Source organism: Pseudomonas sp. LS2P72 (assembly GCF_054897865.1).
Genome location: NZ_CM142708.1, coordinates 657129 through 674149, shown reverse-complemented (window position 1 = coordinate 674149; position 17021 = coordinate 657129). Strand labels below are relative to the sequence as shown.

At 57.6% G+C, this 17021-nt stretch carries 20 protein-coding genes; 5 read left to right on the top strand and 15 right to left on the bottom strand.

Features of this window, described 5'->3' with window-relative positions:
- Position 1: 1 nt before the first annotated feature.
- The 11 genes from tssG to tssA all read right to left on the bottom strand — a co-directional run bounded on the left by tssG (position 2) and on the right by tssA (position 9415).
- Complete coding sequence (tssG, locus tag ACYZUA_RS03000) at positions 2-1009, bottom strand: type VI secretion system baseplate subunit TssG (protein ID WP_134420957.1); 1008 nt, start codon at positions 1007-1009, stop codon at positions 2-4.
- A complete protein-coding gene (gene tssF / locus ACYZUA_RS02995; protein ID WP_461962024.1) occupies positions 973-2760 on the bottom strand; it encodes a type VI secretion system baseplate subunit TssF in 1788 nt (595 codons plus the stop codon). Before tssF ends, tssG begins: the two co-directional genes overlap by 37 nt.
- A gap of 63 nt (positions 2761-2823) precedes the next feature.
- The gene (locus tag ACYZUA_RS02990) at positions 2824-3036 is read right to left on the bottom strand and encodes a hypothetical protein (protein ID WP_461962023.1); all 213 of its coding nucleotides are present in this window, start codon (positions 3034-3036) and stop codon (positions 2824-2826) included.
- Between the two features lie 70 nt (positions 3037-3106).
- Positions 3107-3313, bottom strand: a complete 207-nt coding sequence (locus ACYZUA_RS02985) for a hypothetical protein (protein ID WP_461962022.1) — start codon at positions 3311-3313, stop codon at positions 3107-3109.
- Between the two features lie 199 nt (positions 3314-3512).
- Positions 3513-3935 carry a hypothetical protein gene (locus ACYZUA_RS02980; RefSeq protein WP_461962021.1) on the bottom strand — a complete coding sequence of 141 codons (423 nt, stop codon included), beginning with the start codon at positions 3933-3935 and terminating at the stop codon, positions 3513-3515.
- Between the two features lie 20 nt (positions 3936-3955).
- A complete protein-coding gene (locus ACYZUA_RS02975; RefSeq protein ID WP_461962020.1) occupies positions 3956-4876 on the bottom strand; it encodes a hypothetical protein in 921 nt (306 codons plus the stop codon).
- The gene (locus ACYZUA_RS02970) at positions 4869-5387 is read right to left on the bottom strand and encodes a PAAR domain-containing protein (protein ID WP_461962019.1); all 519 of its coding nucleotides are present in this window, start codon (positions 5385-5387) and stop codon (positions 4869-4871) included. The genes ACYZUA_RS02975 and ACYZUA_RS02970 overlap by 8 nt, the downstream gene beginning before the upstream one ends.
- A 10-nt stretch (positions 5388-5397) precedes the next feature.
- Complete coding sequence (gene tssE / locus ACYZUA_RS02965; protein ID WP_008150080.1) at positions 5398-5805, bottom strand: type VI secretion system baseplate subunit TssE; 408 nt, start codon at positions 5803-5805, stop codon at positions 5398-5400.
- 13 nt (positions 5806-5818) lie between these two features.
- Positions 5819-7294 (bottom strand): type VI secretion system contractile sheath large subunit, encoded by a 1476-nt coding sequence (gene tssC, locus ACYZUA_RS02960; RefSeq protein WP_095126885.1) that lies wholly within the window; start codon positions 7292-7294, stop codon positions 5819-5821.
- Between the two features lie 28 nt (positions 7295-7322).
- The gene (gene tssB / locus ACYZUA_RS02955; RefSeq protein ID WP_046045012.1) at positions 7323-7826 is read right to left on the bottom strand and encodes a type VI secretion system contractile sheath small subunit; all 504 of its coding nucleotides are present in this window, start codon (positions 7824-7826) and stop codon (positions 7323-7325) included.
- Between the two features lie 32 nt (positions 7827-7858).
- Positions 7859-9415: a type VI secretion system protein TssA gene (gene tssA, locus ACYZUA_RS02950; RefSeq protein ID WP_461962018.1), complete on the bottom strand. Its 1557-nt coding sequence runs from the start codon at positions 9413-9415 to the stop codon at positions 7859-7861.
- Positions 9416-10315: 900 nt separating this feature from the next.
- Here tssA and ACYZUA_RS02945 point away from each other — a divergent pair.
- Positions 10316-10711 (top strand): DUF6124 family protein, encoded by a 396-nt coding sequence (locus ACYZUA_RS02945; protein ID WP_461962017.1) that lies wholly within the window; start codon positions 10316-10318, stop codon positions 10709-10711.
- An 89-nt stretch (positions 10712-10800) separates the two neighbouring features.
- Here ACYZUA_RS02945 and ACYZUA_RS02940 read toward each other — a convergent pair whose 3' ends face one another.
- The 3 genes from ACYZUA_RS02940 to ACYZUA_RS02930 all read right to left on the bottom strand — a co-directional run bounded on the left by ACYZUA_RS02940 (position 10801) and on the right by ACYZUA_RS02930 (position 12608).
- Positions 10801-11076 (bottom strand): HU family DNA-binding protein, encoded by a 276-nt coding sequence (locus ACYZUA_RS02940; RefSeq protein WP_003213368.1) that lies wholly within the window; start codon positions 11074-11076, stop codon positions 10801-10803.
- 192 nt (positions 11077-11268) lie between these two features.
- Positions 11269-12417, bottom strand: a complete 1149-nt coding sequence (locus ACYZUA_RS02935) for an NAD(P)/FAD-dependent oxidoreductase (protein WP_046045007.1) — start codon at positions 12415-12417, stop codon at positions 11269-11271.
- Positions 12418-12437: 20 nt separating this feature from the next.
- Positions 12438-12608, bottom strand: coding sequence for a rubredoxin (locus ACYZUA_RS02930; protein WP_046045006.1), 171 nt, complete (start codon positions 12606-12608; stop codon positions 12438-12440).
- 199 nt (positions 12609-12807) lie between these two features.
- On the opposite strand from ACYZUA_RS02930, the gene ACYZUA_RS02925 reads away from it, so the two are divergent.
- Together ACYZUA_RS02925 and ubiA are read left to right on the top strand one after the other, a co-directional pair.
- Entirely contained in the window at positions 12808-13371 is a 564-nt protein-coding gene (locus ACYZUA_RS02925; RefSeq protein ID WP_461962016.1) for a chorismate--pyruvate lyase family protein, read from the top strand.
- On the top strand, positions 13371-14261 hold the full coding sequence (gene ubiA / locus ACYZUA_RS02920) for a 4-hydroxybenzoate octaprenyltransferase (protein WP_461962015.1): 891 nt from the start codon (positions 13371-13373) through the stop codon (positions 14259-14261). The genes ACYZUA_RS02925 and ubiA overlap by 1 nt, the downstream gene beginning before the upstream one ends.
- A gap of 49 nt (positions 14262-14310) precedes the next feature.
- Here ubiA and ACYZUA_RS02915 read toward each other — a convergent pair whose 3' ends face one another.
- Complete coding sequence (locus ACYZUA_RS02915; protein WP_461962014.1) at positions 14311-14703, bottom strand: COG4315 family predicted lipoprotein; 393 nt, start codon at positions 14701-14703, stop codon at positions 14311-14313.
- 152 nt (positions 14704-14855) lie between these two features.
- Between ACYZUA_RS02915 and phoB the strand changes: the two genes are divergently transcribed.
- Positions 14856-15545, top strand: a complete 690-nt coding sequence (gene phoB / locus ACYZUA_RS02910) for a phosphate regulon transcriptional regulator PhoB (protein ID WP_046045002.1) — start codon at positions 14856-14858, stop codon at positions 15543-15545.
- Positions 15546-15626: 81 nt separating this feature from the next.
- A complete protein-coding gene (gene phoR, locus ACYZUA_RS02905; RefSeq protein ID WP_461963859.1) occupies positions 15627-16913 on the top strand; it encodes a phosphate regulon sensor histidine kinase PhoR in 1287 nt (428 codons plus the stop codon).
- The last annotated feature ends 108 nt before the right edge of the window (positions 16914-17021 follow it).

The window sequence follows — 17021 nt, the reverse complement described above, 5'->3', positions numbered from 1 at the left end:
CTTAATGAGTTTTGCTGCCCAGGGTCACCACGCCGTCCGCTTTTTCGCGGCCGAGCCAACTGGTCCATCCCAGGCGACAGGCGTTTTGCTCACCGATGCGCAGTTCGCGGATTTCTTCCTGGCGCAGCACCAGGCGAATGTCGTAATCGAGTGGGTCACGCAGGGTGAACCGCACCAGCGCGCAGAGCGGCTGGTAGCCGAAACCGATTGGCAGGAATTCGTGGAAGCGTTGCCAGTCGAGCTCGCGGATGTGAATGCGGAACTTGCCGCTGCGGTCGCGCACGTGTTCGCCCAGCACCAGGTCTTCGCCGAGCAGGCTGTTGGCGCGGCCCAAGCGATTGCGCTGCTCGTCGAGGATTTCGACGCGACGCTCGATGCACTGCTCGATGGTCAGTTCGGCGTGTTTGAAGTAGTAACGCAGCACCGCTTCGATCAGCGCCGCCGAGTGCGCCCGCAAGCTGAGCAAGCCGAGGTACGGCAGCAGGCGTTTCCAGTTCAGTTCCTGGGCTCGGCGGATCTCTTCGCCACCGAGGCCGATCAACGCAAACAGCTGCGAAGAAAACGGGTCGAGGGCGCCGCTCTGGAAGCTTGCGCGGTAGCGGTATTTTTTCCAGATCGGCAGCATCAGCCGTTGCAGGCGATGGTGAAACAGGTCGAGGAAGTTGCGGGTCGGGTTGCCGTCTTCGCTGTCGCCCAGGGCCTGTTCGCCGTAGAACGCCGGCAGCGGCGATCCGGAACCGACCAGGCCGATCAGGTTGAAACGCAGACGCGCGCGCATCTGTCCGTGTTCTTCAAAAAACTCCACGCGATCGACGTCACTGCCGGGGAAACCCAGGCTCGGATTGGCCTGGAATTCCAGCTGGTCATACAGATCGTCTTCGCTCAGGTACGGGTGCGCCTCGCGCAGCCGGTCAACCACCAGCAGCACGGCCTGAAACAGCGAGTACTCGCGTATTACCCGGGTCAGCCCGCTTAAAGCAGGGGTTGCAGACCCATACGTGGTGTCCATTGGTACACCTCTCCCTGTGTGCTTTTTACCCGCAGCTCGTGGTACGAATTGAGACTGGCGTAAAGCGCGAAAAACTCGTTAAGAACTGAAGCGAAAACGAACAGGTCGCCCTCACCGATATACCCTTCCGGGTCGATGGTCAGCTCGGTGCGCAACCCGCGTACCGGCAACCCTCGGTGCAAGCGGTCGACGTGTTGGTGTTTGATCGACTTGAGCCCGCCCAGCAGGCGCTTGCTGACTTTTTCAGCGTGTTGGTCGTAGTAGCGCGGCAAGTCGTAGGTTTCGAGAATTACCTTCAACGCATTGACGTCCGCCAGCGACAGATAGTTAAGCGACATGTTGCTGATCAGCTTCCAGAGGAAGTCACGGTTCAGCGGCGGCGCATAACTGGGCGTGGCCGGGGTGATGTTGCGGAAACTGAGAAACTCCGGCGTCTCTTCGCAGGCCATGCAGATGTCGCCGAGCTTGAGCTTGCGCGGCAGGTTCTGGTTGGTGCACATCAGCTCGATCGACAGGGTTTCATGGGCTTCGGTGTGGCGGATGCCGAAGCTCAGATACGTGTCGAGGCCGTCGTGCAACGAGGACGAACGCTGGCGAATGCTGTAGTGCGGACGGCTGTTGGGCACGTCGAAACTTGGATCGTGCTCGAACGATTCGAACGGCACGTACTCCTGATAACCGAGGCCGCCGGGCTTCCAGCCGGTGACGGTTTCCACCGAAAACACACCGCAGTTTTCCAGGTCGTATTCGGCGGGCAGCAGCAGGTATTCGTCCTGTTTTCCATCGAGGCGGATCGGCAACGCATCGTGCTTGAACAGGTTGACGATGGGCGTGCAGTAGAGCTTCACGTTGTCCAGCGTCGGACGCATCCGCATGATGCCGCTCTTGCGAATATCGAAGCGCAACTCGAGGCCGCGCATCTGCTTCAGCGTGTCTTCCGGCAGGGCTTTGAGCAGGTCCAGACCGTTGACATCGACGAACAGGAATTTGTCCTGGAAGGCGAAATATTCCTGCAAGTAGCGGTAGCCACGGAAGGTGTTCAGCGGATACGGGATCAACGCCTCTTCTTCGGCAAACCCCACCGGTTGCACACGGTCGCCCGGCATCTTGAACGCCATCGGCATGCCGTTGACGCCATTAATGGGTTTGCCGGCGCCGTCCAGCGGGATCAGCTCGATGCCTTCCAGGTTGCGCAACAGGCTCAGGTAAAGCATCTGGCTGATGTAGCGCTCACCGGCGAAGTGCAGACGCAGACGGCTCAGTTCCAGTTCACCGAGGTGACCGTCAGCGCTCATCTCCAGGCGCAGGCTCAACAGCGAACCATCGCCTTTCACCGAATACGTCAGTGCAGCCAGATCCAGCGGCAAAACTTCGGTCGGGTAGCAGGTACGGAAACGGCAACGCACGTCATCGATCGGCACACTCTCGACCGGCGTGTCGCGCTCGACCATCAACGCAGGCCCCGAGCGCTTCAACGGATCGAACTGCAAAATGCTGAACGCCGGCAGCGGGCGCATGTAGTTGGGCCACAGCAGATGCATCAGCGAGTGGCTGAGCTCGGGTAATTCGTCGTCGAGCTTCTGACGCAGGCGGCCGGTAAGGAACGCAAAGCCCTCCAACAACCGCTCCACGTCAGGATCTCGCCCGGCCTGACCCAGGAAAGGCGCCAGCGCCGGGCTACGCTCGGCGAATCGACGACCTAACTGTCGAAGTGCGGTGAGTTCACTTTGGTAGTAGTGGTTAAACGACATGGAGGGAGTGCCTGGCTTGAGGTTCGAATGAGTGCGGGATGTACTTTCGTGCAGTGTTCATGTTCATGCAGGCGATTGATTGAGGAAGTAACTGCCGACGCCATGCATCATCACGAAGCCCATCAACGTAATGAACACCAGCATGCGATATGCCTTCGAATTCCAGCTTCTCGGAAACAGGCCTATCAGAGCAAGAATCAAAGCCAATAAGGCAAAGCTTCCAAATAAGTCGCTATCGGCCAAGCCCGCTAGATACATTTCCAACTCTGAATTCATAATGTATTGCCCAGACCCAGCCTTAAAACTTCAGTTAAACAATCAAGTGCTAAAACTTAATCAGCCACGGTTAAGCTGGCGGCAAATTGGCGTAATAACTCCCTACCAACTCGATTACCGGAATCGACATCAAACAAATAAATGTCAACACCCTGTGCATCCAGTTATTGCGAATTCTTGATGAGAGCCCACTGATCGCCAGTAGCAAACATAACAATGCCAGACAGCCGAAAAACAGACTATCAGCAACAACTCCAAGGTAAACATCAAAGTCCATATCACTCATCCTTATCTGTGAAAGGCCACCGCATCACATTGGTTTCCCGCACATGCCGTTAAATTCAAGAATATTCCAACGGAACAAGTCAAAATTCTTCAAATCAAAAAATGAGACAGCCCCATTTTTTTAAAAATGAGAAACTGTTCGATCCACAGGTGTCCCGCTCGCCAAACTGCAGGTGCGACTAAAAACATCTTCAGTGCCTCTCGGAAAACAGAGAAAGTTTGCGCACCACCTTAAAAAGAAAAATAGTAACAACCGAAAAGAATATTCCAACAACTAAAACATAAGGGGTATAAGCCAACCACAAAAACATCATTCCCAAACCAGCAAGCCTGCCAAATATCAAACATCCAACGCCGTACAAAATCCAGGGAACACCATAAAACGGAATAAAAATTACTGGGGCCCACCTCGCGAGACGCAAAACTTCCAGCTCGGTTTTTTTAGAAATCACCCGTGAAGAAAAAATTGCAAACAAAACATATGCTGCCAGTCCAAAACCGAGCACATAAAGAAGTATGAACTGCTCCAACCCACCTTGTAGCGGTTTGGAAAAGTAGAAAGCATCAAGCATCAGCAGAATCGGCAGCAAAATCGCCGGCGCCCAGATAGCCACTTTGAAATAACTCGTATACGTCATTTCAACGTCGACTCGGTGTTGAAGTCCGGCATAGGCTCCTCCCAAATGCCCATCCAACGGCCATCGTTGGGGCTTAGTTTGATGAAAAAGTCGTTCCACTCCTCAATCGGCCGCATTTCCAGCTGTTCCTTTTTTAGCTTCCGCCTTCTCATCTCATTTCCCAGCTTCTCTTTGAAGTTGCCCTCATCATCAACCTCAATGCGAATAGCCGAAGAAATCATTGGATACTTCTTATCACCAAACAAGGCAACAAGGGCCGCAGCCTTTCGAACATGCACGCCGAGAAAGATAGACTTTCCAGACGAATCAGAAATAAACGCCTCACAATTAGGAAAGCCATCACCGGTGATATACGTTACGACATCCAAATGCTTAGCGACTCGATCGAGTGTCATTATAATTTTGTAACTGACATCTAGACTCGGCACGAATGTCATACCTGTGAGTTTCTTAGTTTCTGCAGAAAACGGAAATGCGTGGTTTTCACCCGCGTAACCACCGTCTACCCACACCGTAGTAACCGCACCCTTCTCAGTTTTAATTGACGGCCAGCTTCCACCTTTCGGCTTCAACTCTGCATCATAGTGAGTATGCTCAGCACCCGCTTTTCCGGAGTCATTCGACTCCGTTTGCGTATCAGTAACTTCGTTCGTTGCCAGCTTTACAAAAAACTTATGCCATACACGTGAAGTTATTAGCGTTCCCTGAACACCAGACAGCCCGCTGGGCTTTAACGAAAAGCCGCGCGCATCCCCTTCAAAATTAAAGCCGCTCCAGCCAAATGTTTTCCCCGGATGAAACGACCTGACGTTGAACTCATACGTTGATAGCTTCGCTAGTTTTACGGTCGCGACTTGTCCGTCACGATTAGTCGAAGGGGTTGAGGAAGCTTGAGCCAAAGGCGTCGCATTAGACATTCGCAACACCTGCTGGAGTGAGAAGAGAGACTTTAAGTATCTGAGAAGCTTTGCCAGTACTGACAGCTTTGGTATGGCCGTTGGCGTCTGTTACCCCTTCATAGACTTCACCCGACTCGGTTTCTAATCGGTAGCCATAATTTGCAACTGGATTCCCCTCTTCATCCCGCAACACAAAAAAATCGTTGAAGTAACCTGGCATTGGAACAGGAGGCACAAACGGCACCGGCGAATGCGAATTCCCGATAATCACCGTCCCGGACCCGGCCGTAACCTTGTTGCCATGAGTCCCGACGGAATCCACCGTTGCCGCCGGTTTCCCGTTAATCAAAACCGTCGTCGCCAACCCGCCCGACATCGCACCACCACACGCCGAGGCATCGCCTTGGCGGGCGGCCGCGAGGCCGTCGAAGAAGACGTCGCCGGAGCCGGCGGCGATCGGGTTGGTGCCGTGGCCGGGGAGCGGGCAAGCGGTGGGGTCGGTGACGCGTGCTGCGGGTTTGCCGGACATACGAATCTCCTTAGTTGACCTTGACTTGACCGCTGCCATCCAGGCGCGCGGCGAAACTGACCTGACGCTTGAAACCATCAACTTCCAGCAAGCCTTCGATGCTGAAGGACAGGCGAAGCTGATCGTGGTCACGCGGCAGGGAAATGACACGCACATTGCTCAGGCGTGGCTCGTAGGCTTCGATGAAATTTTCGATGGCCAAACGGGCCTGACTCAGGGAGTCGTGCAGGCTCAGACGCATGTCATTGAGATCGGGTAGCCCGTAATCGGACAGCGTTTGCACGCTGCCCGCACGGGTGCTGAGCATCTTGGCCAGATGGGCAGCCACGGACGCCATGGCGGAGACCTCGCGGCTCCAGCCGACGCGTTTGTCCGCGTCGCCACCCAGGCGTTCGAAAAGGCTGCCGTATCCAGTCATGAGTTAGCTCCGCTTACTCTTTGTCCAGCTTGCCAACCAGCGACAGGGTGAAATCGGCACCCATGTACTTGAAGTGTGGGCGCACGTTCAGGCTGACGCGGTACCAGCCAGGCTCGCCTTCAACATCGCTGACGATGATCTGGGCAGCGCGCAGTGGACGACGGCCACGTACTTCGGCGCTTGGGTTTTCCTGGTCGGCCACGTACTGGCGGATCCACTTGTTCAGTTCCAGCTCGAGGTCGGTGCGTTCTTTCCACGAACCAAGTTGCTCGCGCTGCAGCACTTTCAAGTAGTGAGCCAGGCGGTTGACGATCATCATGTACGGCAGTTGGGTGCCGAGCTTGTAGTTCAGCTCTGCTGCCTTGCCTTCTGCGCTGATGCCGAAGAACTTCGGCTTCTGCACCGAGCTTGCGGAGAAGAACGCCGCGTTGTCGGAGCCTTTACGCATGGTCAGGGAGATGAAGCCTTCCTCGGCCAGTTCGTATTCACGACGGTCGCTAACCAGAACCTCGGTAGGAATCTTGGTTTCGATTTCGCCCATGCTTTCGAAGTGGTGCAACGGCAGGTCTTCAACCGCGCCACCGCTCTGCGGGCCGATGATGTTCGGGCACCAGCGGAATTTGGCGAAGCTGTCGGTCAGCTTGGTACCGAACGCGTAGGCAGTGTTGCCCCACAGGTAGTGCTCGTGGCTGTTGGCGACGGTTTCTTTGTACACGAACGATTTGACCGGGTTTTCTTCCGGGTCGTACGGGTTACGCAGCAGGAAACGCGGCACGGTCAGGCCAACGTAACGGGAGTCTTCCGACTGGCGGAAGCTCTGCCATTTGGCGAATTGCGGGCCTTCGAAGTGATCTTTCAGATCCTTCAGGTCCGGCAGGCCGGTGAAGCTTTCCAGGCCGAAGAATTTCGGGCCGGCTGCTGCAATGAACGGTGCGTGCGACATGCAGGCAACGCTGGACACGTACTGCATCAGTTTCACGTCCGGCGAGCTTGGGGACATGAAGTAGTTGGCGATGATCGCGCCAACCGGCTGACCACCGAACTGACCGTATTCAGCGGTGTAGATGTGCTTGTACAGGCCAGCCTGCATCACTTCCGGCGAATCTTCGAAATCGTCCAGCAGGTCTTCTTTGGAGACGTTGAGGATTTCGATCTTGATGTTTTCGCGGAAGTTGGTGCGGTCGACCAGCAACTGCAGGCCACGCCACGACGATTCCAGGGACTGGAAGGCCGGGTGGTGCAGGATTTCGTCCATCTGGCGGCTGAGCTTGGCATCGATCTCGGCGATCATGCGGTCAACCATGGCCTTCTTGACTGGTTCACCGTTGTTCTGCGGCTTGAGCAGCTCTTCGATGAAGGCCGACACACCGCGTTTGGCGATGTCGTAGGCTTCGTCGTCCGGCGTCAGGCGGGTTTCGGCGATGATGCTGTCGAGAATGCTGTATTCGCCGTTCTCTTTGCTCTTTTGCTGTGCTGCGCTAGTGCTCATTGTGTTGGCTTCCTTGGCTGATGGAGACTCAGGCGTCCTGGGCTGCGGCGTTCAAGCCCAACTCACCCAGTACGCGACCGCGGGATTCGTCGTCGGCGAGCACGCCTTCGATGGCTTTGCGGAACGCAGGCGCGTTACCCAGCGGGCCTTTGAGGGCCACCAGCGCGTCGCGCAGTTCCATCAGTTTTTTCAGCTCAGGCACTTGCTCGACCAGGCTGGCCGGGTTGAAGTCCTTCATCGAGTTGACGCGCAGTTTCACGGCCAATTCTTCAGTGTCGCCTTCTTCCTGAAGACGGTTCGGTACGCTCAACGTCAGCTGCAGCTCTTGCTTGGCCAGCACTTCGTCGAAGGTCATCTTGTCGATGCTGATCGGCTTGCGATCTTCGACTTTACGTTCGTCCTTGCGGTGGGTGTAATCACCGATTGCCAGTAGTTTCAACGGCAGTTCGATCTCTTCCTGAGCACCACCGGTGGCAGGTTTGAAAGTGACGTTGATGCGTTCCTTGGGGGCTACCGAGCCTTCTTTGGCCATGGCTATTCTCCTTGCGGTTGTGGCCCTGGGGCCTATTCGAGTACCACTTCGAGATCGAGGTGGCACAGCCTGCGATAAATCTCTTCCTTGCGTTCACGTACGGCATGGTTCTGCGGTAACAACTCGCAGCAGCTATGCAGTAAATGCAGCACTTCCAGCGCAAGATCGGGCTCCCAGGCGTTCAGGCCTGAGTCCTGTAATGTTTGGTCCAGAGTTTCGAGTTGGGTCTTGGCCAGTTCGTATTTCTTGGCCATGAAGCACAGCCGCGCGAGGGCGAACTGCCAGAAGAATCGGACGCGTCCGCCGTGGGCGCTTTGCAGGCCTTGCTTGAGGATCTGCACGGCGGCCTTGAGGCCATCCTTGCGCAGGATCGGCAAGACTTCTTCCAGGGCCACTTCCCAGGCCGGCTGGCTGTCGGCGGCTTCGACCTTGCGCGGCGCACTGGCGCTTTGCAGGTGCGGCATGACGTGGGCGCTGACCCAGGCGCGGGTCGCCGGATCGGCAAACGGGGCGCCGTCATGGAAACGCAATTCGATGATGCCGGGCAGGCGCTGAATCAAAAGCGCGAAGTGGATTTCCACTTCGCGCATAGCCATCTCGGCGTTGAGCCCCTGGAGGCACTCCCAAACCATTCGCTGGCCATCGAACCAGAACGGCGCCTTCGCCAGGCTCGCCTCCAGTTCCACCAGCAGGTCAGCGTATTTGGCCTGGTCGTAACGGTCCTGATAGGTCTTGAGCTTGTCGGCTGGCAACCCGCGCAGCACGGTGATCTGCTCGGCGTTGCGCTCGGGCACCGCGTCGATGGGCAACCACAACAGTGTGCGATTGAGGCGCAAGGCGCGCAGGTCGGTGGCTTTCTGCTTGAGCCACCAGGCACACAGCGGACGGGCGTTTTCCTGCTGGGCGCGCAGGGCTTTATGGGCTTCTTTCTCGTTATCGATCGGTGCGCCAGGGGTGAACAGTTGCGTGGCGGCTTGTTTGACCTGAGCCACCGCCGCGCCGACGACGCCAGGTTCCGGCTGATTGTCGGCGGCGCGCTGAACCATGTTTTTCAAGCGGCGGGAGATCGGCAGCAGCAACGGCGCATCGTCGCCCAAGTGCTCGGTGCAAGCGGCATCGAGACCTTCAAGGTGTTCGACCAACCGCCGGAACATCGGCAACTGCTCTTTGATCGCGACGTTTTCGGTCAGCACCTGCTCGAGACGCGGCACCAGCCAACTGATCGCAGCGGAGCGGGTACGGGCCTTGTTCGGGTGGACTTCGGCCCAGTGGCTTTCGCACAGGTAGTGCAGCAAACCGAGGCCGGCGAGCAGGCCTTGAAAGGATTCGCGCTGGTACAAAGCCCAGGTCAGCCAGGCGCCGACGCGCAAATCCTTGGATTGGGTGCGCAGCAGGTTTTCACTGTTTTCGCGGATTTTCAGCCAGTCGATCTGACCGCTTTCGTGCATGGATTGGGCTTTGCCCAGCTCGCTTTCCAGTGCCTCATATTCGCTCGAAAAGCGAACGTCCTCGCCCGCGAAATTCTCTTTGGAAACAGAGGCTTTTGCGAGTTCGAGGTAATGAGCGGAAAGTTTGCTTGAGTAGGACATCCATGGCCTTTAATTAGGATTGCAGTCATACGTCTATTGGAATTCCAACGACGCGAGACAGAATCAAAGAGCTGCGATGAGTCTCATCCAATTGAGTTCGTGCTCTTTCAAGTGCGCGCATCGTACTCACGATGATGGCCACTAGCAAGCATCTGGTTAAACAACAAGACGAAGCGTCTCTATTGCACGTAGGTGAATTCCTTATATATCGCAAGGGATTCCCTGATATCAGCTTAATGTTTTCTCACCTGACGTATCGATCGGAAAGCACCGACTTAGAGCCATCACCGTCACTCACCCGCGGGCGCTGTCGATTGAATCGCTGCGACGCATCTGAATCATGACAAAAACAAAAATTATTAAATGTAGGATGATTCCGAAAGGCACTGTCATCTTTCAATAAATTGGAGCGACAACAGCCCGCATGAAGGGTGCCACTATAGTGATGGCACTCCATACACAGAACAAAGTTCTACTTTGGAAGTTTCGGTATCGCGGAAATTTCATATCGGGTTTTAAGGAGTGCCAACATTTCCGATGGTTGAACAACGCTCGACGGCGTTTGTTTAAAACGCCTCAAGGTTACTTCCTGCAAGCTACAACACCTTGCGCCGTTGCCTACGGCTACGCCAGAATCCGCCGGCTTGTGCGCCTTGGGGGCGGTCGGTAACTTGGTTCCTGTCACTGCCCATCAGTGATCGGGTTTAGCAGCCCGTTTTGACGAAGCGCATCTGCATCCAGACAGTCAGGTCATTTCATGCCTGCACTTTATGGTAGCTGTGCGCAGGGCGCCCTCGGGCGCGCCGGATTCGTCTCCACCGGTCTGCTAACCTGCGCACAGCTGCCACCCTGCGTTTAGCAGCGATTCGGTGACGGCTCCACGTTGTTGGAGAATTGAATATGTTCAAGGTCACACCCAACCCGCCAGACACCGATCCGGTCTCTCCCTACGAAAGCCCCGATTCAAACAAACTCAACGAAGCCGCCGAGCGCGCACTCGACCATCACTTCCCGCCAGCCGACCCCAAACCACCAAAACGCAACGGCCAGCTCTTCAGCGTCTGCTCGGGCATCCACCCTGAAACCCTGCTCGCCAATGCCTCGGAAGATCTGCTGTCCATCAGCGCCATCGCCGCCAACCTCGCCGACGATGTGGACGGTTCCCGTCGCTCCGTAGCCTTGGCGCTCAGCCGCATGGCTGACGGCGTGCATTTGTTGGTGGAGCGAACGCTGGATCATCTGGATGAACCCGAGATGGCGGCGATTTTCGCCAAGCAACAAACCCGCGTCACCTAATCCGCCACCCACAAAAAAATGGGCACCCAACCTCGTTGGCGTGCCCATTTTTTATCCCGCTCACCCGCTACGCGGGAAGTCGGTGCGTGTTACGGATTAACGCTGTCTTTCAACGATTTGCCTGGCTTGAACGCAACAGTGTTGCTGGCCTTGATTTTGACGGGCTCACCGGTTTGCGGGTTTTTGCCGGTGCGGGCACCGCGGTGGCGTTGCAGGAAGGTACCGAAGCCCACCAGCGTGACGCTGTCCTTGCGGTGCAGAGCGCCGGTGATTTCTTCGAGAACGGCGTTGAGAACGCGGTTGGCCTGCTCTTTGGTGAGGTCTGCTTTTTCAGCAATTGCAGCGGCGAGTTCTGGTTTACGCATTAGTGAAGCCCCTTTGACGGTTTTTTGTTGTTATGTCCGTGCTGTTCTCGTTGGAACAGCGCCCAAAGCGCCGCAGGTGCTCTACTCTGCGGCAGACGGGAGTGAGGATGGCACGCAGCGAAGAGCCGCGCCAGTCTCGGCGCGACCTTTGTAAGGGCAAAAGAGGGGTGATTCCGACAGAACGACCGGTATTTACGCCAGCAGCGCCGGAAGCTCTTTGTTCAGGGCCAGTTTTTCCATCACCGCCGCGCCTGTCAGGGCATAACCCAGCAGTTTGCCGCTGGCATCGCGGCACAATACCTTGATGTCCGCGCCCTGCCCTTCGACTGTCCAGACGCCCTCCAAACCCCGTGGCGGCGGTGAAACCACCAAGGGGCAGACCGGCGTTTTAACGGTGATGGGCATCGGGCCATAACTGACCGCCGTCGGGTTTCCGGCGAGGGTCTGGGCCAGCGCTCTCGCACAGCTCATGAGGGGCATCACGTACAACAGATTCAGCCCATCGACTTCGGCGCAGTCGCCCAAGGCATAGATATTGGCGTGGGAAGTTTTCAGGTGTCGATCGACCACCACGCCGCGATTGACCTGCACACCGGCCGCCGCCGCCAGGTCGATGCGCGGACGCAGACCAATGGCTGACACCACCACATCGCAAGGGATCACCTGGCCATCGGACAGATGCGCTTCCAGTCCGTCAGCAACGCGCTGCAAGCGATTGAGCACCGGCCCGAGGTGGAAGCGTGCGCCCAGGCTTTCCAGCCCGGCCTGGACCGCAGCGGCTGCCGCCGGGTGAAGCAACGTCGGCATCACCTGCTCGCACGGTGCAACCAGTTGCACCTCGTAGCCGCCAAGGATCAGGTCGTTGGCGAACTCGCAGCCGATCAGGCCGGCGCCGAGCAGCAACACCCGACGTTTGCCGGCCGCCGCTGCGCGAAAACGTGCGTAATCTTCCAGATCGTTGATCGGGAAAACTGCGTCAGCCGCGTCGCCTTCGATCGGCACTCGCACGGTTTCCGCGCCCCAGGCAAGGATCAGGTCACGGTAAAACACCGCTTCCTCACCGATCCACAATCGCTTGTGGCCTGGGTCGATGCCGCTGATGCGCGTGTGCGTACGTACTTCGGCCTTCAACTGCTCGGCCATGGTGCCGGGTTCGGCCATGCTCAGGCCGTCAGCGTCTTTGTTTTTGCCGAAGCCAGTGGAGAGCATCGGCTTGGAGTAGGAGCGCCCGTCATCTGCAGTAATCAGCAGCAGCGGGGTTTCGCCATCGAGTTTGCGAAACTCCCGGGCCAGGTTGTAGCCCGCCAGCCCGGTGCCGACGATCACGACAGGTGCGTTCATTCCTTACTCCTCTAATTGTTTTAAGCAGCGATTTCGATCATTTCGAAATCCATTTTGCCCACGCCGCAGTCCGGACACAGCCAGTCTTCCGGCACGTCTTGCCACAGTGTGCCCGGCGCAATGCCGTCGTCCGGCCAGCCTTCGGCTTCGTTATAGATCAGGCCACAGACCACACATTGCCACTTTTTCATTTGATTCATCCTCAGGATTCAGGCTTTTGCCGGCGCGAACGGTCGATGGTTGGAGCGCTGCCGTCCGGCTCAGCGCGTTTTGTACTGATCAGGCCCGGCAGATGCAAGCCTGTTCGACGCAATGGCCGGCCGGATCAATCAAAATCGCAGGCTGACATGGTAAGCTCGCCGCCTCATTTGCTGCCAATAATGACCCACTGTGCCGCACTCAAAATCCCCTGCCGCGACCACCCTTTGGCTCCCTCGAAGCCAACTGACGCCCCTCCCCGACACGTCTACGCTCGACTGGCTGTTCGACGAAGGCTCTTTGACCCGACGGCTGATCCGTTTGTCAAATGACGGTTTCAGCATCACTCCACTCTTCGAAGGCTGGCAACCGCTGCGCGCCGACGAATGTACCGCGCTGGACCTGGCCGAAGGCAGCGAAGGCTGGGTTCGCGAGGTGTATCTGCGCGGCCACGGCGAAGCCTGGGTATTTGCGCGCAGCGTGGCGGCGCGCAGTGCGTTGCAGGGCGACGGTCTGCACATGGACGAGTTGGGCAGCCGCTCCCTGGGCGAATTGCTGTTTTGCGATCAGGCGTTCCAGCGCCGCGCCATTGAGGTTTGTCACTATCCTCAGGAATGGCTGCCGATGGAGTCCCGGGCACCTGAACTGTGGGGCCGCCGTTCGCGTTTCGACCGCGGGGCCTTGAGCGTGCTGGTGGCCGAAATTTTCTTGCCGACCTTGTGGAACGCTACCCGCGCCCATCCGGAGAATTGCTGATGTACCAGAGCCTGCTCAAGTCCCTGAATCGCTTGAATCCACGGGCCTGGGATTTCATTCAGCTGACCCGCATGGACAAACCGATCGGCATTTACCTGCTGTTGTGGCCGACGCTGTGGGCACTGTGGATTGCCGGCAAAGGTTCACCGTCATTGGCCAACGTGGTGATTTTCGTCCTCGGTGTAGTACTGACCCGCGCTGGCGGCTGCGTAATTAACGACTGGGCGGACCGCAAGGTCGACGGCTACGTGAAACGCACCGAACAGCGGCCATTGGTGAGCGGCAAGATCAGTTCCAAAGAAGCGCTGGTGTTCTTCGCGTTGCTGATGGGCGTGAGTTTCCTGCTGGTGTTGTGTACCAATGCGGCAACGGTCTGGCTGTCGTTCGGTGGCTTGGCGCTGGCCTTCACTTACCCGTTCATGAAGCGCTACACCTATTACCCGCAAGTGGTGTTGGGCGCGGCGTTCTCCTGGGGGATGCCAATGGCGTTCACCGCCGAGACCGGTGAACTGCCGGCAGCGGCTTGGTTGCTGTGGATCGCTAACTTGCTGTGGACGGTGGGCTACGACACTTATTACGCGATGACTGATCGCGACGACGACTTGACGATCGGCGTGAAATCCACGGCGATTCTGTTTGGCGAGGCGGATCGGGTGATCATCCTGACGCTGCAAGGGTTGGCGCTGGGTTGCTTGCTGCTGGCCGGGTCGAAATTCGAGCTCGGTGGCTGGTTCCACCTCGGATTGCTGGCGGCGGCGGGCTGTTTTGCGTGGGAGTTCTGGTACACCCGCGGCAAGGACCGGATGCGCTGCTTCAAGGCGTTTCTGCACAACCATTGGGCCGGGCTGGCGATTTTCGTGGGGATTGTGCTGGATTACGGGTTGCGTTGAATCAAATCTGCCCCCGGCATGGGGGCAGGTTTGTGGTTTCTGGACTCGCTTACTTCTTCGGTCCGGTATTGGTGATGACGTGCCAGACATCTTTCATGCCGTCACCTTTCATTTCTCCAGGCTTTTCGTCCTTCACAAAGGTGTACAGCGGCTTGCCGTCGTAAGCGTATTGCATCATGCCGTCATCACGCTTAATAACGCTCCATTTGCCCTCGGCCTTGGCACCCGCCGGAGCCATCATTGGCGGCCAGTTCTTGGCACAATCATCGTTACACATTGACTTGCCGCCAGCATCCTTGTCGAACGTGTACACCGTCATACCCTTATGATCGACCATCATCCCGTCTTTCATCATTGCTGGCTCAGCCGCGAAGGCCATCGATGGCAACGCCAGGGCCGCCGCCAGCATCAGAGCCTTGAAGGATTGCGAGTATTGCTTCATGGAAACCTTCCTTTTGTGGTTGTCAGGATTCGGAATTAGAGCTTAGTTCAGGATCACAACAATCGCAGGGCGACTAAAATACTGTCACACGACTGCAATAATTCCGTTATCTAATGCGGCGCAAGACAGTTAAATGACAAGAGGATTAACGCATGGTTGGCAGGAGCATTCTGATCGTCGACGACGAAGCGCCCATTCGCGAGATGATCGCCGTTGCGTTGGAAATGGCCGGCTATGACTGCATGGAGGCTGAGAACTCCCAGCAGGCCCACGCCATCATCGTCGACCGCAAGCCGGACCTGATCCTGCTCGACTGGATGCTGCCCGGCACGTCCGGTATCGAGCTGGCCCGACGCCTCAAGCGCGATGAGCTGACCGGGGACATCCCGATCATCATGCTCACCGCCAAGGGTGAAGAGGACAACAAGATCCAGGGCCTGGAAGTCGGCGCCGATGACTACATCACCAAACCCTTTTCACCACGTGAATTGGTCGCGCGCCTGAAGGCCGTGCTGCGCCGTGCCGGTCCTACCGATGGCGAGACGCCGATCGAAGTCGGCGGCCTGCTGCTGGACCCGATCAGCCACCGTGTGACCATCGACGGCAAACCCGCCGAGATGGGCCCGACCGAATACCGCCTGCTGCAATTCTTCATGACCCACCAGGAACGCGCCTACACCCGTGGCCAGTTGCTGGATCAGGTCTGGGGCGGCAACGTTTATGTCGAAGAGCGCACCGTCGACGTACACATCCGCCGCCTGCGCAAAGCGCTGGGCGATGCTTACGAAAATCTGGTACAAACCGTGCGCGGCACTGGCTACCGGTTCTCCACCAAGGCCTGACCCGGACCTTTCCCGCCCGACAAGCTGACAAGGACGCACGCTCAAGTGAACCAAAACTGGCATGGCACCCTGATTCGCCACATGCTGCTGCTGGTCACCGCCTGCCTGGTGATCGGCCTGATTACCGGCTACTACGGCTGGAGCCTCGCCGCGGGCCTGGGCCTTTACCTGGCCTGGACCCTCAAGCAACTGCTGCGTCTGCACGAATGGCTGCGCCTGCACAAACCCGATGAAGCACCGCCCGATGGCTATGGCCTGTGGGGCGAAGTGTTCGACAGCATCTACCACCTGCAACGTCGCGACCAACGTGTGCGCGGGCGGCTGCAAGCGGTGATCGACCGGGTCCAGGAATCCACCGCCGCGCTGAAAGACGCAGTGATCATGCTCGACAGCGACGGCAACCTCGAATGGTGGAACCGCGCCGCTGAAACCCTGCTCGGCCTCAAGACCCCGCAAGACAGCGGCCAGCCGGTAACCAACCTGGTGCGCCATCCCCGCTTCAAGGAATACTTCGAGCAGGACAGCTACGCCGAGCCGTTGGAAATCCCGTCACCGATCAACGACCGTCTGCGCATTCAGCTGTACATCACCCGCTACGGCAACAACGAACATTTGATGCTGGTGCGCGACGTGACGCGTATCCATCAGTTGGAGCAAATGCGCAAAGACTTCATCGCCAACGTCTCTCATGAACTGCGCACGCCGCTGACGGTGATCTGCGGTTATCTGGAAACCCTGCTCGACAACGTCGAGGACGTGAACCCGCGCTGGTCCCGTGCCCTGCAACAGATGCAGCAGCAAGGTGGGCGCATGCAGACCTTGCTCAACGATTTGCTGCTGCTGGCCAAGCTGGAAGCCACCGATTACCCGTCGGACAACCAACCAGTGGCCATCGACGGCTTGCTGCAATCGATCAAGAGCGACGCTCAGCAACTGTCCGCCCAGCGCAATCAGAAAATCACCCTGGAAGCCGACCCGACGATTCTGCTCAAGGGCAGCGAAGCCGAGTTGCGCAGCGCGTTTTCCAATCTGGTGTTCAACGCCGTGAAATACACCCCGGCCGAGGGCAATATCCGCATTCGCTGGTGGGGTGATGAGCAAGGCGCACACCTGAGCGTGCAAGATTCCGGCATCGGCATCGACAGCAAACACTTGCCGCGCCTGACTGAACGCTTCTACCGCGTCGATTCCAGTCGCAACTCCAACACCGGCGGCACGGGGCTCGGCCTGGCGATCGTCAAACACGTGCTGCTGCGCCACCGCGCGCGGATGGAAATCAGCAGTGTGCCGGGGCATGGCAGCACGTTTACCTGCCATTTTGCGCCGGCCCAGGTCACCAAATCCCGGGTCATCAGCGCCGCCGACTGATACCGGCCAGCACTCGCCACTAGTCAATCACCTGGTCAGCCGCTACATTGGCTGACTTGTGCCTGCCCTTCAGGCGCACTTTTTTCTTTCCTTTCGAATACACGGAAC

What these genes read in the sequence shown, in the direction of transcription:
- ACYZUA_RS02970 (WP_461962019.1), bottom strand. Translation starts at nt 5,387, where the DNA reads ATGTCCGGCAAACCCGCAGCACGCGTCACCGACCCCACCGCTTGCCCG.
- ACYZUA_RS02990 (WP_461962023.1), bottom strand. Translation starts at nt 3,036, where the DNA reads ATGAATTCAGAGTTGGAAATGTATCTAGCGGGCTTGGCCGATAGCGAC.
- ACYZUA_RS02915 (WP_461962014.1), bottom strand. Translation starts at nt 14,703, where the DNA reads ATGAAGCAATACTCGCAATCCTTCAAGGCTCTGATGCTGGCGGCGGCC.
- tssF (WP_461962024.1), bottom strand. Translation starts at nt 2,760, where the DNA reads ATGTCGTTTAACCACTACTACCAAAGTGAACTCACCGCACTTCGACAG.
- tssE (WP_008150080.1), bottom strand. Translation starts at nt 5,805, where the DNA reads ATGACTGGATACGGCAGCCTTTTCGAACGCCTGGGTGGCGACGCGGAC.
- tssG (WP_134420957.1), bottom strand. Translation starts at nt 1,009, where the DNA reads ATGGACACCACGTATGGGTCTGCAACCCCTGCTTTAAGCGGGCTGACC.
- ACYZUA_RS02975 (WP_461962020.1), bottom strand. Translation starts at nt 4,876, where the DNA reads ATGTCTAATGCGACGCCTTTGGCTCAAGCTTCCTCAACCCCTTCGACT.
- tssA (WP_461962018.1), bottom strand. Translation starts at nt 9,415, where the DNA reads ATGTCCTACTCAAGCAAACTTTCCGCTCATTACCTCGAACTCGCAAAA.
- tssC (WP_095126885.1), bottom strand. Translation starts at nt 7,294, where the DNA reads ATGAGCACTAGCGCAGCACAGCAAAAGAGCAAAGAGAACGGCGAATAC.
- ACYZUA_RS02935 (WP_046045007.1), bottom strand. Translation starts at nt 12,417, where the DNA reads ATGAACGCACCTGTCGTGATCGTCGGCACCGGGCTGGCGGGCTACAAC.
- phoB (WP_046045002.1), top strand. Translation starts at nt 14,856, where the DNA reads ATGGTTGGCAGGAGCATTCTGATCGTCGACGACGAAGCGCCCATTCGC.
- ACYZUA_RS02930 (WP_046045006.1), bottom strand. Translation starts at nt 12,608, where the DNA reads ATGAAAAAGTGGCAATGTGTGGTCTGTGGCCTGATCTATAACGAAGCC.
- ACYZUA_RS02985 (WP_461962022.1), bottom strand. Translation starts at nt 3,313, where the DNA reads ATGGACTTTGATGTTTACCTTGGAGTTGTTGCTGATAGTCTGTTTTTC.
- ubiA (WP_461962015.1), top strand. Translation starts at nt 13,371, where the DNA reads ATGTACCAGAGCCTGCTCAAGTCCCTGAATCGCTTGAATCCACGGGCC.
- ACYZUA_RS02945 (WP_461962017.1), top strand. Translation starts at nt 10,316, where the DNA reads ATGTTCAAGGTCACACCCAACCCGCCAGACACCGATCCGGTCTCTCCC.
- ACYZUA_RS02940 (WP_003213368.1), bottom strand. Translation starts at nt 11,076, where the DNA reads ATGCGTAAACCAGAACTCGCCGCTGCAATTGCTGAAAAAGCAGACCTC.
- phoR (WP_461963859.1), top strand. Translation starts at nt 15,627, where the DNA reads ATGCTGCTGCTGGTCACCGCCTGCCTGGTGATCGGCCTGATTACCGGC.
- tssB (WP_046045012.1), bottom strand. Translation starts at nt 7,826, where the DNA reads ATGGCCAAAGAAGGCTCGGTAGCCCCCAAGGAACGCATCAACGTCACT.